Source organism: Streptomyces sp. NPDC102270, assembly GCF_044766405.1.
Classification (GTDB): Bacteria; Actinomycetota; Actinomycetes; order Streptomycetales; family Streptomycetaceae; genus Streptomyces.
This window is the reverse complement of record NZ_JBIWLX010000007.1, coordinates 1-14368: the sequence shown is the minus strand read 5'-3', so window position 1 is coordinate 14368 and position 14368 is coordinate 1. Positions and strand designations below refer to the sequence as shown.

Here is a 14368-nt window from a genome sequence, read left to right as displayed (position 1 = left end):
TGTCTTGATTAATCTGTTGGCGGAGGCGTTTTCCTTGCGTCTCCGCCTCACGTTGTTCCTGCTACCCGAGGAGTGACTCCCTCCAGCGATGGACGGATCGTCCTGTAGTACCTGCGCCGCCCCCTCCCCAGATGTCGAGCGCGATATCGAGGCGGCGGCATGACCATCCCCCTACTGCTCCTCGGAGCGGCATTCCTGCTGATTCTCGCCAACGGCTTCTTCGTGGCGGCCGAGTTCGGCCTCGTCACCGTCGAGGCCACGGACGCCGAGAAGGCCGCCGCGGAAGGCGACCGTCGTGCCCGCAGGGTCGCCGAGTCGCTCAAGGAGCTGTCGTTCCAGCTCTCCGGCACCCAGCTCGGCATCACCATCACCTCCCTCGTCGTCGGCATGCTCGCCGAACCGGCGCTCGCGGAACTGCTGCACGGCCCGTTCAGGGCCATCGGCATCCCCGGGGGCGCGATCTCCGGTGTGGCCGTCGTCGTCGGCATGCTGCTGGCCTCCGCCGTGCAGATGGTGATCGGCGAACTCGTGCCCAAGAACTGGGCGGTGTCCAAGCCGATGCAGGTCGCCCGCTTCGTCGCCGGCCCGCAGCACGCCTTCGCCCGCCTGTTCCGGCCGGTGATCGCCGCACTCAACGCGGTCGCCAACCGTCTCGTCCGCGCGCTCGGCATCGAGCCCGCCGACGAACTGGCCTCCGCCCGCACCCCCGGTGAGCTGGTCTCCCTGGCCCGCCACTCGGCCCAGGCCGGCACCCTGGAACAGGACACCGCGGACCTCTTCGTCCGCACCCTGTCGCTCGCCGAGCTCACCGCGCAGCACGTCATGACCCCGCGGGTGAAGGTCAGCTCCCTCCAGGCCTCGGCCACCGCCGAGGACGTCGTCAACCTCACCCGCGCCACCGGCCTGTCCCGCTTCCCGGTCTACCGGGAGAAGATCGACGAGATCGTCGGCATGGTCCACCTCAAGGACGCCCTGGCGGTTCCCGTGCAGGACCGTCTGCGCACCCCCGTCGGCCGCATCGCCCGCCCGGCGCTGCTGGTGCCCGAGACCCTCCCCGTCCAGCCACTCCTCGCCCAGCTGCGCAACGAGCAGCCCATCGCCGTCGTCGTCGACGAGTACGGCGGCACGGCCGGCGTGGTCACCCTGGAGGACATCGTCGAGGAGATCGTCGGCGAGGTCCGCGACGAGCACGACGGTCAGGACGTCCCCGAACTCGCCGCCGCCCCGCCCGAGGACGGCCGCCTCGCCTGGGACGCCGACGGCAGCTGCCGCGTCGACATCCTCCTACGCATCGGCCTCGACGTGCCCGAGGGGCCGTACGAGACCGTCGCCGGGCTGGTCGCCGACCTGCTCGGCCGCATCCCCGCCGTCGGTGACCGGGCCGAACTGCCCGGCTGGCGGCTCACCGTCCGCCAGGTCGGGCACTACCGTGCCGAGCGGGTCCGCCTGGTCCGCACGGTCCCCGCGGTCAACGTCATGGAGGCCGCCCGATGAGCGTGCTCCAACTCCTCTTCGCCGCCCTGCTCGTGCTCGCCAACGGCTTCTTCGTCGGCGCCGAATTCGCGCTGGTCTCCGTGCGCCGCAGCCAGGTCGAACCACTCGGCACGGCACGCGCCCGCCAGGTCCTGTACGGCCTGGAGCGGCTCCCCCAGATGATGGCGGCGGCCCAGTTCGGCATCACGGTGTGCTCGCTGACGCTCGGCGCGGTCGCCGAACCGACGGTCGCGCACCTGCTGGAGCCGGTCTTCGAGTGGGTCCACATGCCGCACGGCATGATCCACCCGCTGGGCTATGTGATCGCCCTGGCCGCGGTCGTCTTCTTCCACCTCGTCATCGGCGAGATGGTCCCGAAGAACCTCGCGATGGCGGCCCCGGAGAGGGTCGCGCTGTGGCTCAGCCCCGGGCTGGTCTACTTCGCCCGCTTCTGCCGGCCGATCACCATCGCCCTCGGCGCCTGCGCCCGGGCCATCCTGCGGCTCTTCCACGTCGAGCCCAAGGACGAGGTCGAGGCCGTCTTCACCAGCGAACAGCTGAACCGGCTGGTCGAGGACTCCGGCCAGGCGGGCCTGCTGGACCCCGAGGAACAGGAACGCCTGGAGGACGCGCTGGAACTGGGCTCGCGCCCCGTGACGGACGTCCTGCTGAAGCGGGAGTCCCTCGTGACGGTGCGCCCCTCGGTGACCCCGGGCCAGATCATCGAACTCACCGGCCGCACCGGGTACTCACGCTTCCCGGTCGCCGCGGACAACGGCGCGTTCATGGGGTACCTGCACGTGAAGGACGTACTGGACCTGGAGGACTCGCAGCGGGCGGTGCCCCAGCAGATCTGGCGGCCGATGACGAAGCTCAGGTCCGACCTGCCGCTGGATGACGCGCTCACGGTCATGCGGCGGGCAGCGACGCACTTGGCCCAGGTCGCGGACGGGTCGGGCAAGGTGCTGGGTCTCGTGGCCCTGGAGGACGTACTGGAGCTGCTGGTCGGTGAGGTACGGGATCCTGCGCACCGGGAACTGCCGGAGGTCCGGGTGACCGAGCCTCGGAGCAGCGAGGAGGCACTTGCGTCGTAGTTCGTCGGCTGCGGCCTTTCGGAGGCGCGGGGAACTGCGCGACAAGCCCCCACCGGCCTGCATCCGACGAACTACATCGGCGACGGATCCTGCGGCCCCCGCCCCGACAGGACCTCCCCGTACGCCTGCATCAAGTCCGGCAGCCGCAAGGTCGACAAGTCGTCCCGAGTCAACGTCCCCGGGTACACGGACAACCGCAGATCCCGATACGCGCAGCTCTTCTCGTAGAGCGTCCGCAGGAACCGCCCGTTGCCCAGCTCGTCGATCCACCCCTGGTCCACCACATGCCCGGCGATGGAGCGCAGCTCGTCCAACGCCTCCTCGTCCCAGATGTCGCCGTTGTCCGCCGCCAGCACCTCGCCGATGGAGGTGAGTTCGAGGGGGCGGTACGACGGGAAGTCCACCCGGGTCGTGAAGCGGGACGACAACCCCGGGTTCGCGGCCAGCAGACGGTCCATGCCCTCCGGGTAACCCGCCAGGATCACGACCAGGTGGTCCCGGTTGTCCTCGGCCCGCTTCAGCAGGACCTGGAGCGCCTCGTCGCCGTACGCGTCCCCCTTGCCGTAACCGGAGTTGGAGAGCGAGTACGCCTCGTCGACGAAGAGCACCCCGCCGAGGGCCGAGTCGATCAGTTCGTTCGCCTTGACCGCCGTCTGGCCGAGATACTCACCGACCAGATCGGCCCGCTGCGCCTCCACGAGGTGGTCGCCGCCGAGCAGTCCGAGGGCGTAGAAGACGCGGCCCAGGATGCGGGCCACCGTGGTCTTGCCGGTGCCGGAGGGGCCCGAGAAGACGAAGTGACGTTTGGGCGGCTGGACCGGCAGGCCCTGCCCGGCGCGCAGGCGGGCCATGTTCAACTGCGCGGACAGGGCCTTGACCTGGCGTTTCACGGGCTCCAGTCCCACCATGCGCTCCAGCTCGGTGAGCGCCTCCTCCAGTAAGACCGGATCGGTGGGCCCCGCGGGCAGCGGCCCCGACGGTACGCCGGACCTCTCGCGTCCGGCCGGGTCGGTCATCGAGGGGAGCGGACCCGTGGGCGGCGGCTCCGGATCGGAGAGCTTCAACTCCCGTCCCTCGCCGCCGAACAGCGGGTCGATTCCGTCGGGCCCCTCCAGCACATCCTGGCCGAACCCGGTGAGCGTGATCGCCGCGAGGTCGGCGGAGTCGTCGTACCCGTCGCCCTCGGCGATCGCGGCGAGCCGGGCCGAGGTGTCCATGAAGGCGGGGTCGACGCGGTGCACGGCCCGGTAGAGGGGAACCGCGGCAGCGGACCGGCCCGTCCCCTCGTGCGCCCGGGCCAGCCAGTACCGCAGCTCCTTGCGCTGGGGCTGTTCGCTGCGACAGCGCATCAGGGCCGCCGAGAGCAGGGGTTCGGCCTGGCCGTACATCTCCAGGCGGACCCGGGCCATGCCACCGAACAACCCCGCCTCGATGCCGAGCATGGCGTCGTCGATCAGCGGGTCGGTGTGCCGGACCAGTTGCTCCCAGTCCTTGACGAGATAGGCACGGCAGGCGTGCAGGAAGCGGACCTGGTGGTCGGTGTCCACCGGGGGCAGGCCCGCGAGGGCCCGGTCGAGCTCGGGAACATGGCGGCCGTCCAGCCAGTGCGAGGCGTGCGCGAGGAGCAGGTCACGCGGGCTCTCCAGGACCGGTTGCACCCACCAGCCCAGCCAGTACCAGGAGTTGAGGGTGCGTCGGTGCCGGGCGCGCTGTTCGCCGAAACGCTCGCGGTGCCGGAACATCCTGAGCAGCGCGGTCGTCGTGTCGACGCGCAGCGCGTGCAGTCCGAGCCAGCCGTCGGCCATCCCGGGATCGATCCGCACCGCGGTCCGGAACTCCTCCTCCGCCTGTGGATAGGCGCCCATCGTGTAGGCGTCCACACCTCGCAGCCAGGCCAGCTCGGCCGGGGCCTCGGGGCCCCGCGTGCCGAAATCCATCACGTCCCCCACAAACCGTGCCCCCGTGGTTTCACCACCGGGCCGACGCCCGGTGGCCGCCTTCGTCAACCGCTGTGCCGCGGACCGGAGTTGCAACGGTGCGCAGAGCAGTCGTCCGTAGGTCGCACCGAGGGCATCGTACCTGCGGTGGTGCCGCCCGCCGTAGGGTGCCGCACAGGCCGTTTGGCGAGGTGGGAGCAGATGAGGCGCACCGCGAGTGGTGACCGAGGGTGAGCGAATCGCGCCTCACGGCGTCCGGAAATCCGTGTGAGGGCAGAACGAAGCCCCCGATCACGGGGGAACAACCGGGGGCTTCGCGACTGCGGGCGGCCTCGAACGGCCGCACATTGAGAACGTAAGACCTGTACGGCCCCTCGGTCAAGCGGAGTTGGGCGACTCAGGCAAGTTCCTACCGGCGGGTCTTCACAGGTTCAACACATCGCCGCTGGACCGTCACCCTGGGTGACATTGTGGTCCGGTCCAACGGTCACACCGGGCCCTTCGGTGACCTCGTATCCCTTCTGGCACTGCTGTACCAAGAGGTCGGCGAAGGGGCGGGAGGGGTCTTCGGCGAAATGCCGTTGTTCCGCCAGGACCCACTGGTCCCAGAACTCCCGCAGCTCCGTCCCGTCCCGGGAGCGGCCGCGTGCCCAGGACTCCTCGCGCGGCAGCTCCATCCACAGCAGTCGCGCCAGGTGCGGCCGCAGCGCGCGCCGGCCCGCGCCGACCCCCTCCAGCAGGATCACCGGCGCGGGCGGCAGGGCGCGGGACGGTCCGAAGCGGCGGGCGTGCCAGTCGTAGGGCGCGTAGTGCGCGGTCTCGCCGCGGCCGAGCGGAGCGATCACCTCGCGCAGCAGCCGTCCGGTCCAGTCGAACAGTTCGTCGTGGCTCGCGATGTCGTCGAGGTGCAGCACCGGAGCGCCGTCGAGAGCCTCGGCCAACTGCCCGGCGAACGTGGACTTTCCGGAACCGGCGTGTCCGTCGACGCCGATCAGGCGGACCGGGCCGCAGGACGGGGGCAGCCGGCGGAGCCGGGAGGCGAGGACGTGGATGAGAAGTTCCTGAGGTGCTCATACGGATGGGCGGGCGGGCCCGTCCAGTCTAGTGAGGGGCCTGTGATCGCCGCCGGAACCGCAGCTTCCCAGGTCATGCCAGTGGACGAGACCAATATTCGTGGGCGTGGCATGGGCGGAAGTGCTGGCAGGAGCATGCCGCCTCATCCATAGTTGGCGCACAACCGTGCATTGGAACCGCCCCGACGCGGACACCTGGGGGTCTTCCCACCCATGAGCAGAGCCGAACAGCCGTCCCGCAGAACCGTTCTGGCCGTCGCGGTCGCCGCCGCGGTGGCAGGCGGCGCGGGCCCCGCGACCGCCGCCGACACCGAGGCCGTCGCGGAGCCCGGCGACACCGCCGCCCGCCCGGTCGACAACCACGCCTGGACCACCTACAGCGACTGGCGCAGCGGCACCGCCGAAGGCACCCGTGCCGTCGCCGGCAAACGCCCCGGACTCGTGATCGGCGCCCCGACGGGCACCACCGAGTACACCGACCCGCACACCGGGACCACCGCCACCTGGGAGTACGCGACCTGGACCGCCCCGGTCCACCAGCTCACCGTGCCCTCGACCGAGGTGATCGCCTCCTGGAACGCCCACACCCCGGCCGGCACCTGGATCCAGATCGAGCTCCAGGGGACGTACTCCGACGGCGCGGCCACCCCCTGGTACGTGATGGGCCGATGGGCGGCCGGCGACGGGGACATCAAGCGGACCTCGGTCGACGACCAGACCGACGGCAGGAGCACGATCTGGACGGACACCTTCGCGATCGACGACCCGTCGACCGGGCTGCGGCTGTCCTCGTACCGGCTGCGGCTGACCCTGTACCGCAAGCCCGGCGCGAAGAACACGCCGACCGTCTGGCGGCTCGGCGCGATGGGCTCGGACGTCCCGGACCGCTTCACCGTCCCGGCCTCCGCGCCCGGTCTCGCCAAGGAACTGATCGTCCCGCGCTACTCGCAGGAGATCCACAAGGGCCAGTACCCGGAGTACGACAACGGCGGCGAGGCCTGGTGCAGCCCCACCTCCTCACAGATGATCATCGAGTACTGGGGCGGCCGGCTCACCGAGGAGCAGCTGGCCTGGGTCGACCCGTCGTACGCCGACCCGCAGGTCTGCCACGCGGCCCGGTACACCTACGACTACCAGTACGCGGGCTGCGGCAACTGGCCGTTCAACGCGGCCTACGCGGCCACCTTCAAGGATCTCCAGGGGGTGGTGACCCGGCTGGGCTCGCTCACCGACCTGGAGACCCTGATCGCGGCCGGCATCCCGGCCATAACGTCTCAGTCGTTCCTGAAGGAGGAGCTCACCGGGGCCGGCTACGGCACCTCCGGCCACCTCATGACCGTCATCGGCTTCACCGCCGAGGGTGATGTGATCGCCAACGACCCGGCCTCGCCGAGCGACGCGGCGGTGCGGCGTGTCTACAAGCGGCGCGAGTGGGAGAACATCTGGCTGCGTACCAAGCGGTACAACGCCAGTGGCAAGGTCGTCTCCGGTACCGGAGGCGTCTGCTACCTGTACTTCCCCGCCTGTCCGACCCCGCGCCAGCGCAAGGCCCTCGCGGCGGTGGGCGTCCGCTGAGGACGTTCAGGGCCCCGGGCGACCGGGGCCCTGTGACCAAGGTCTCTGCCGCAAAAGCCGCTGTCGGTGGCAAAGTGGACGGATCGGTGGGGGGATCCACCCATTCGCCCGAGATCAGCGAGACACCATGACCGCACAGTCAGCCGCCGCCCGCACCCGTACCGGCGGCCCCCAGGACGACGGCCCGAAGATCATCGAACACATCGCGGGCTGGGCCCTGGTCGCGGTGATCGCGATGCTTGTCACGCAGCTCGGTCTCCTGTGACCTGACACATAGGTGACCTGACATACTGCGGATGTCCCGCCGCCGCCCGAGACCAGGGTCGAAACGTGAATATCAGTGAGCAGCGTGAAGCCGCCCGGCCGCGGGCTCGCGGCACCGAGCGCTCGGTCGCGCGCCGCGCCGAACTCATCGCCATCGGGCGGAAGTTGTTCGCGGACACCTCCTACGACGCGCTCTCCATGGACGACATCGCCAAGCAGGCGCATGTCGCCAAGGGCCTGATCTACTACTACTTCCAGTCCAAGCGGGGCTATTACCTGGCGATCATCCAGGACTCCGTCGCCGACCTGGTCACCTACGCGGCGAGCGGTCTGGAGATGGAGCAGGTGGACCGCGTCCAGCGCACCCTGGACAGCTATCTGCGCTACGCCGAACACAACCAGGCGGCCTACCGCACCGTCGTCAGCGGCGGTGTCGGCTTCGACGCCGAGGTGCACGCCATCCGGGACGGGGTGCGCGAGGCGATCGTCGCGACCATCGCCGAAGGGGCGTACGGCCGTACCGACATCTCCCCGCTGGCCCGGATGGGCCTGCTCGCCTGGGTGTGCAGTGTCGAGGGTGCCGCCCTCGACTGGATCGACCGCCCGCCCCAGCTCTCCCGCGACACCCTGTGCTCCCTCCTCGTGAAGACGCTCGGCGCCTCGATGCGCGCCATCGAGGAGCTGGATCCCGCCCACCCGGCGCCCGGGCCCGCTCGCCGGGACGGCTGACGGCAAGGGGCGGAGGCTCGTGGTCCCCCGCCCCAAGTCCCCCGTGGGACCGGTCGGTTCATGACCTGGTCCCGGCTAGCTGATCGCCTTGATCAGTTCGCCGCCCGAGGTGTCCCCGCTCAGCTCCCAGAAGAAGGTGCCGCCCAGGCCCTGCTGGTTCTTGTACGTCATCTTCGTGGCGATGGTCGCGGGGGTGTCGTAACTCCACCAGTTGTTCCCGCACTTGGCGTACGCGGTGCCGCCGACCGTCCCCGTCGCCGGGCACTTGGCCTTGAGTACCTTGTAGTCGTCGATGCCCTGCTCGTAGGTGCCCGCCGCCGGGCCGGTCGCGCTGCCGCCCGGCGCCGACTGGGTCACGCCGGTCCAGCCGCGGCCGTAGAAGCCGATGCCGAGCAGCAGCTTCGAGGCCGGGATGCCGAGGCCCCTGAGCTTGGCGATGGTCGCCGAGGTGTGGTAACTCGCCTTCGGGATGCCGGAGTAGGAGTTCAGCGGTGAGTGCGGGGCCGTCGGTCCTGAGGCGTCCCAGGCGCCGAAGTAGTCGTACGTCATCGGGTTGTACCAGTCGACGTACTGGGCGGCGCCGGCGTAGTTCGCCGCGTCGATCTTGCCGCCGGCCGTGGCGTCCGCGGTGATCGCGGCGGTGACCAGCGAGCCGCCGCCGAACTTCGAACGCAGCGCCGCCATCAGGTTCTTGAACGCCTCCCTGCCGCTGGTGTCACAGGTGTTGCCGCAGGCGTTCGGGTACTCCCAGTCGATGTCGATGCCGTCGAAGACGTCGGCCCACTTGGAGTTCTCGACCAGGTCGTAGCAGGACTGCGCGAACGCGGCGGGGTTGCGGGCGGCCTCGCCGAAGCCGCTCGACCAGGTCCAGCCGCCGAACGACCAGATGACCTTCAGGCCCGGGTGCTTCTTCTTCAGCTCGCGCAGCTGGTTGAAGTTGCCCCGCAGCGGCTGGTCCCAGGTGTCCGCGACCCCGTCCACGGACTCGGCCGCCGTGTAGGTCCGGTCGGTCGCGGCGTAGGCGTCGCCCATCGCGCACTTGCCGCCGGTGACGTTGCCGAAGGCGTAGTTGATGTGGGTCAGCTTCGCCGCCGAGCCGGAGGTCTCGATGTTCTTGACGTAGTACTTGCGGTCGTAGGTGCCCCATTCGGTGAAGTAGCCGACGACCTTGGAGCCGGCGGCCTTCGTGTGGGGAGCCTCGGGGGTCGCGGTCGCGCTGCTCGCGCCGGCCAGCAGGCCCGCGCCGAGGACCGCGCAACATGCGGCGGAGATCAGCGCCCGGAAGCGGGCGCGGTGGGGAAGGTGCATCGGTGTCTCCTCGTGGGGGAGAGGGGAACGCCAGCCGATTGGCATGAACGCGGTGAAGCGCTGCCGGAACAGTAGGAGGACTAGACCACCTCGTCAATGGTTCGGACCAATCCCGGGTCGATTCGAGGCCTGTTGCCGACGGGCTGGGCTATCTTGAAGTAAGCGGTCGTTAACCAGTGACCGGGTGTCTCCTTTCGGGCATACTCACAGGGCGCAGCCGCTGGTCAGCAGCTTCCGTGACCCGGGAGACGCGAGCAGCGACCGGCGTCCAGTGAGACCGGCGGAGCCGCCCCACCCCACGGCGTGCGCCCGCCAGCGCCCTACAGGGAGGAGAGCGTCGCCATGCCCGACCGCGCCCCGCAGCCGGTGGACCGGCAACTGCCCACGGACGAGGCCCGGGATCTGATCTCGCTCGTCCGCGACATCGCGCAGCACGAGATCGCCCCCAAGGCGGCCGAGGAGGAGGACGCCGGGCACTTCCCTCGCGAGGTCTTCACCCTGCTCTCCCGCACCGGCCTGCTCGGTCTGCCCTACGCCTCGGAACACGGCGGCGCCGACCAGCCGTACGAGGTCTACCTCCAGGTCCTCGAAGAGCTCGCCGCGGCCCGCCTGACCGTCGGCCTCGGCGTCAGCGTGCACACCCTCGCCTGCTACGCGCTCGCCACCTACGGCACCAAGGAACAGCAGGTCGAGCACCTGCCCGCGATGCTCGGCGGCGGACTGCTCGGCGCCTACTGCCTCTCCGAGCCCTCGTCCGGCTCGGACGCGGCCTCGCTGCGCACCCGAGCGGTCCGGGACGGCGACGAGTGGATGATCACCGGCACCAAGGCATGGATCACCCACGGCGGGGTCGCCGACTTCTACACCGTCATGGCGCGCACCGGCGAGGAGGGCCCGCGCGGGATCACCGCGTTCCTGGTGCCCGCGGACGCGGGGGGCGTGAGCGCCGCGGCGCCGGAGAAGAAGATGGGCATGAAGGGCTCGCCCACCGCCCAGGTCCACTTCGACGGGGTGCGCGTCCCGGACGGACGGCGCATCGGCGACGAGGGGCAGGGCTTCGCGATCGCCCTGTCCGCGCTCGACTCGGGGCGGCTCGGCATCGCGGCCTGCGCGATCGGAGTGGCCCAGGCGGCCCTCGACGAGGCGGTCGGCTATGCGACCGGGCGACAGCAGTTCGGGCGGCCGATCGCCGACTTCCAGGGGCTGCGCTTCATGCTCGCCGACATGGCGACCCAGATCGAGGCGGGCCGCGCCCTCTACCTCGCGGCGGCGCGGCTTCGTGACGCCGGGCGGCCCTTCGCCAAGCAGGCGGCCATGGCCAAACTGCACTGCACCGACACCGCGATGAAGGTCACCACCGACGCCGTCCAGGTCCTCGGCGGCTATGGGTACACCGCGGACTTCCCGGCCGAGCGGTACATGCGCGAGGCCAAGGTCCTGCAGATCGTCGAGGGCACCAACCAGATCCAGCGGATGGTCATCGCCCGTCACCTAGCGGGTCCGGAGACGCGCTGAACTGCCCCGGCCTGACCTGCGGCGCCGCGAGCCGTACCCACTCCGGGTCGTGGCGCCCGGGCAGCGTGCGGCCGCCGCTCGCCCAGGTGCGCAGCAGGTCACGGTAGATGGGCGGGTCCTGGAGCGGCGGCGGGGCCGGGCGAAAGGCGGACGGTGCCGACGGAACCGATTCTGCGACCGGTGCATACGTACGGGTCATACCGGGGCAACGCGGAAGTCGGCGGCCGGGTCACGGTGTCCGCAATCGAGCGTGAGTTCACGGACGTCCGGCCGAACGTGCGTGCACTCGCAGAGATCTGACATACCGTCAGTCAACTGCCTGATCCGGAGAGTCGGGACACGCTGAACCCGCACCACGGCAGCCTGCGAGCCGTGGTGCGGGGCAGCTACTGGGATCGGGCGAGTCGGCTCAGGCGGCTTGACGGCGCAACACCGGCACGCGCATGGGGCGCGAACTCGGGCCGGCGATGTGCGAGAACGGCTGGGTCCGCCAGTCCAGCCCCTGAGGGAGCGTCAACAGCAGGGCGGTGTCCTGTTCCTGGGGCTCCGCCGACTCGTCCGCGGACCGGGCGTCGGTGGCCTTGCGGCCCGTACCGGCGCAGACCGTGAGGCCGAACGGGTTCCACGGCGAGGCGCACAGCGCGTGCTCCGGCAGGACCTCCTCGTCCGCCAGCAGGGCGATGGGCTGCGCGCAGTCCGGGCAGATCACCCGGTACATCTCGAAGGTGTCGTACGCGTCGAACTCCTCGTCCAGGGCGTCCGGTTCGACGCCCTCCGGCTCGGACTCGACGACCGCCTGGAGGCGCTTGGGCGCGGTACGACCAGGACGCTGAAGACTCTGCATTGGGTTCTCCCCCTCGGACTGGGCCGTGAAGGCGCTGCGGCCTCGACCACAGCAAGCACTTCCCGTCCCGTCACGGCGGTAATCACGCGGACATCACGGAGGCCCTCACAGTGGTGTGGCCTTCGTCACATGCCGCTCGCAGATGCCCGTGGCGGTCGCTTTGTCCCTCAGGCGACTCACAGGCACCTCTCGGTCACATCACGAACCGGGCATGACCTGGGGCGCTCAGGTATCCGAGGAGATCAGCCGCACTGTAGGTTCTTGCGCCATGGAGGAGCTGGACCGACAAATCGTGCAGCTGCTCGTCAAGGACGGGCGGATGAGTTACACGGACCTGGGCAAGGCCACGGGCCTGTCCACCTCGGCCGTGCACCAGCGGGTGCGGCGGCTGGAGCAGCGTGGTGTCATCCGCGGGTACGCCGCGGTGGTCGACCCCGAGGCGGTGGGCCTGCCCATGACCGCGTTCATCTCGGTGAAACCGTTCGACCCCAGCGCCCCCGACGACATCGCGGACCGGCTGGCCGGTGTCCCCGAGATCGAGGCGTGCCACAGCGTGGCGGGCGACGAGAACTACATCCTCAAGGTGCGGGTGGCGACGCCGCACGAGCTGGAGGAGTTGCTGGCGAGGGTGAGGACCCTGGCAGGGGTCTCCACGCGTACCACGGTGGTCCTGTCGACCCCGTACGAGGCAAGGCCGCCGAGGATCTGACGGGGCTGGGCCGACCTCTTCCGGGGCGCGGGGAACTGCGCGACCAGCCACAACGCACCGGCACCCAAAAGGCGACCCGCGCCGCCCACGGCCCGAACCCCCCTGCAAAACTGTCCCCATGAGTGAACCGAAGACCGTCCTCCTCCGCCGCGGCGAGGTCCACAGCCCCGCCGACCCTTTCGCCACCGCGATGGTCGTGGAACGTGGACAGGTGGCCTGGGTCGGTTCCGAGGGCGCCGCCGACGCCTTCGCGGACGGTGTCGACGAAGTCGTGGACCTGGACGGCGCTCTGGTCACCCCCGCGTTCACCGACGCACATGTGCACACCACGGCTACCGGCCTGGCCCTGACTGGCCTCGACCTCTCCGACGCCCCGTCCCTGGACGCGGCCCTGCATCGCGTACGAGAGTTCACGGCCGCCCGCCCGGACGACCACGTCCTCCTCGGCCACGGCTGGGACGCCTCCCGCTGGCCCGACGGCCGCCCTCCCACCCGCGCGGAACTCGACGAGGCCACAGGTGGCCGCCCTCTCTACCTGAGTCGTATCGACGTCCATTCGGCGGTGGTGACGACCGCCCTCCTCGACATGACGTCCCTCGGAGCGGTGGACGGCCCCCTCACGGCCGACGCCCACCACACCGTCCGCTCGACGGCGCTCGGCTCCGTCTCTTCGGCCCAGCGCGCACAAGCGCAGCGCGCCGCCCTCGCCCACGCCGCCTCGCTCGGCATCGGCACCCTTCACGAATGCGCAGGCCCCGAGATCTCCTCCGAGGACGACTTCACCGGGTTGCTGCGGCTCGCGAGCGAGGAGCCGGGCCCCAGAGTGGTCGGCTACTGGGCTGAGCAGGATGTCGACAAGGCGCGCGAACTCGGCGCGCTCGGCGCCGCCGGAGACCTCTTCGTCGACGGCGCCCTCGGCTCCCACACCGCCTGCCTGCACGAGCCGTACTCCGACGCCGATCACACCGGTCTCACCTACCTGGACGCCGCCGCCGTGGCCACCCATGTCGCGGCCTGCACCGAGGCGGGCCTGCAGGCCGGCTTCCACGCGATCGGCGACGCGGCGGTGACCGCGGTGATCGACGGAATCCGCGCCGTGGCGGAGAAACTCGGCCTCGCCCGCGTCCGTGCCGCCCGGCACCGCGTCGAGCACGCCGAGATGCTCACCCCCGAGGCCGTCGCCGCCTTCGCCGAACTCGGCCTCACCGCGTCCGTCCAGCCCGCCTTCGACGCCCTGTGGGGCGGCGAGGACGGGATGTACGCCCGGCGCCTGGGCCGGGAGCGGGCGGGCCGCCTGAACCCCTTCGCGGCCCTCCTGCGCGCCGGTGTCCCGCTCGCCTTCGGCTCCGACAGCCCCGTCACCCCGCTCGACCCGTGGGGCACGGTCCGCGCGGCCGCCTTCCACCGCACCCCCGAGCACCGCGTCTCCGTGCGCGCCGCCTTCACCGCGCACACCCGCGGCGGCTGGCGGGCGGTCGGCCGGGACGACGCGGGCGTCCTGGTGCCCGGCGCCCCCGCCGACTACGCCGTGTGGCGCACCGGTGAACTGGTGGTCCAGGCCCCCGACGACCGGGTCGCCCGCTGGTCCACCGACCCCCGCTCCGGCACCCCCGGCCTGCCCGACCTGACGCCGGGCCGTGACCTGCCCCTCTGCCTGCGCACCGTGGTCGGCGGACGGACGGTCTTCGTACGGCCGGGCGAGTGATCTCCGGGGTGGCGCGGTACCGATCGCGCGCCGCCCCGCTGTCGTGGGGGGGGGGGGGGGGGGGGGGGGGGGGGGGGGGGGGGGGGGGGGGGGGGGGGGGGGGGGGGGCGGCGCCGGGGGGGGGGGCCCGGGCCGGGGCGGG

General features: G+C 71.0%; 12 protein-coding genes. 8 read left to right on the top strand and 4 right to left on the bottom strand.

The genetic code is table 11. From position 1 onward, the window contains the following. Nucleotides 1-159 precede the first annotated feature (159 nt). Together ACIRP7_RS15165 and ACIRP7_RS15160 are read left to right on the top strand one after the other, a co-directional pair. The gene (locus ACIRP7_RS15165; protein ID WP_403658484.1) at nucleotides 160-1494 is read left to right on the top strand and encodes a hemolysin family protein; all 1335 of its coding nucleotides are present in this window, start codon (nucleotides 160-162) and stop codon (nucleotides 1492-1494) included. Next, nucleotides 1491-2567 carry a hemolysin family protein gene (locus ACIRP7_RS15160; RefSeq protein ID WP_403658481.1) on the top strand — a complete coding sequence of 359 codons (1077 nt, stop codon included), beginning with the start codon at nucleotides 1491-1493 and terminating at the stop codon, nucleotides 2565-2567. Before ACIRP7_RS15165 ends, ACIRP7_RS15160 begins: the two co-directional genes overlap by 4 nt. A gap of 71 nt (nucleotides 2568-2638) precedes the next feature. On the opposite strand, the gene ACIRP7_RS15155 is transcribed toward ACIRP7_RS15160, so the two are convergent. Continuing rightward, on the bottom strand, nucleotides 2639-4504 hold the full coding sequence (locus tag ACIRP7_RS15155; RefSeq protein ID WP_403658478.1) for an AAA family ATPase: 1866 nt from the start codon (nucleotides 4502-4504) through the stop codon (nucleotides 2639-2641). A 431-nt stretch (nucleotides 4505-4935) separates the two neighbouring features. Continuing rightward, nucleotides 4936-5556, bottom strand: a complete 621-nt coding sequence (locus ACIRP7_RS15150) for a uridine kinase (protein WP_403659547.1) — start codon at nucleotides 5554-5556, stop codon at nucleotides 4936-4938. Nucleotides 5557-5790: 234 nt separating this feature from the next. On the opposite strand from ACIRP7_RS15150, the gene ACIRP7_RS15145 reads away from it, so the two are divergent. From ACIRP7_RS15145 to ACIRP7_RS15135, 3 genes are all read left to right on the top strand, one after another. After that, a complete protein-coding gene (locus ACIRP7_RS15145; protein WP_403658475.1) occupies nucleotides 5791-7152 on the top strand; it encodes a peptidase C39 family protein in 1362 nt (453 codons plus the stop codon). Nucleotides 7153-7279: 127 nt separating this feature from the next. Beyond that, nucleotides 7280-7417: an SCO1431 family membrane protein gene (locus ACIRP7_RS15140; RefSeq protein ID WP_403658472.1), complete on the top strand. Its 138-nt coding sequence runs from the start codon at nucleotides 7280-7282 to the stop codon at nucleotides 7415-7417. 65 nt (nucleotides 7418-7482) lie between these two features. Next, on the top strand, nucleotides 7483-8145 hold the full coding sequence (locus tag ACIRP7_RS15135) for a TetR/AcrR family transcriptional regulator (RefSeq protein ID WP_403658469.1): 663 nt from the start codon (nucleotides 7483-7485) through the stop codon (nucleotides 8143-8145). 75 nt (nucleotides 8146-8220) lie between these two features. Here the strand turns inward: ACIRP7_RS15135 and ACIRP7_RS15130 are convergent, their stop codons facing one another. Continuing rightward, nucleotides 8221-9453 (bottom strand): glycoside hydrolase family 18 protein, encoded by a 1233-nt coding sequence (locus ACIRP7_RS15130; RefSeq protein WP_403658466.1) that lies wholly within the window; start codon nucleotides 9451-9453, stop codon nucleotides 8221-8223. A gap of 342 nt (nucleotides 9454-9795) precedes the next feature. On the opposite strand from ACIRP7_RS15130, the gene ACIRP7_RS15125 reads away from it, so the two are divergent. Further along, entirely contained in the window at nucleotides 9796-10968 is a 1173-nt protein-coding gene (locus ACIRP7_RS15125) for an acyl-CoA dehydrogenase (RefSeq protein ID WP_403658463.1), read from the top strand. A gap of 409 nt (nucleotides 10969-11377) precedes the next feature. On the opposite strand, the gene ACIRP7_RS15120 is transcribed toward ACIRP7_RS15125, so the two are convergent. Next, a complete protein-coding gene (locus ACIRP7_RS15120; protein WP_403658460.1) occupies nucleotides 11378-11812 on the bottom strand; it encodes a hypothetical protein in 435 nt (144 codons plus the stop codon). Between the two features lie 268 nt (nucleotides 11813-12080). On the opposite strand from ACIRP7_RS15120, the gene ACIRP7_RS15115 reads away from it, so the two are divergent. Further along, nucleotides 12081-12521: an Lrp/AsnC family transcriptional regulator gene (locus ACIRP7_RS15115; protein WP_093768230.1), complete on the top strand. Its 441-nt coding sequence runs from the start codon at nucleotides 12081-12083 to the stop codon at nucleotides 12519-12521. A 118-nt stretch (nucleotides 12522-12639) separates the two neighbouring features. Beyond that, a complete protein-coding gene (locus ACIRP7_RS15110) occupies nucleotides 12640-14226 on the top strand; it encodes an amidohydrolase (protein ID WP_403658457.1) in 1587 nt (528 codons plus the stop codon). The last annotated feature ends 142 nt before the right edge of the window (nucleotides 14227-14368 follow it).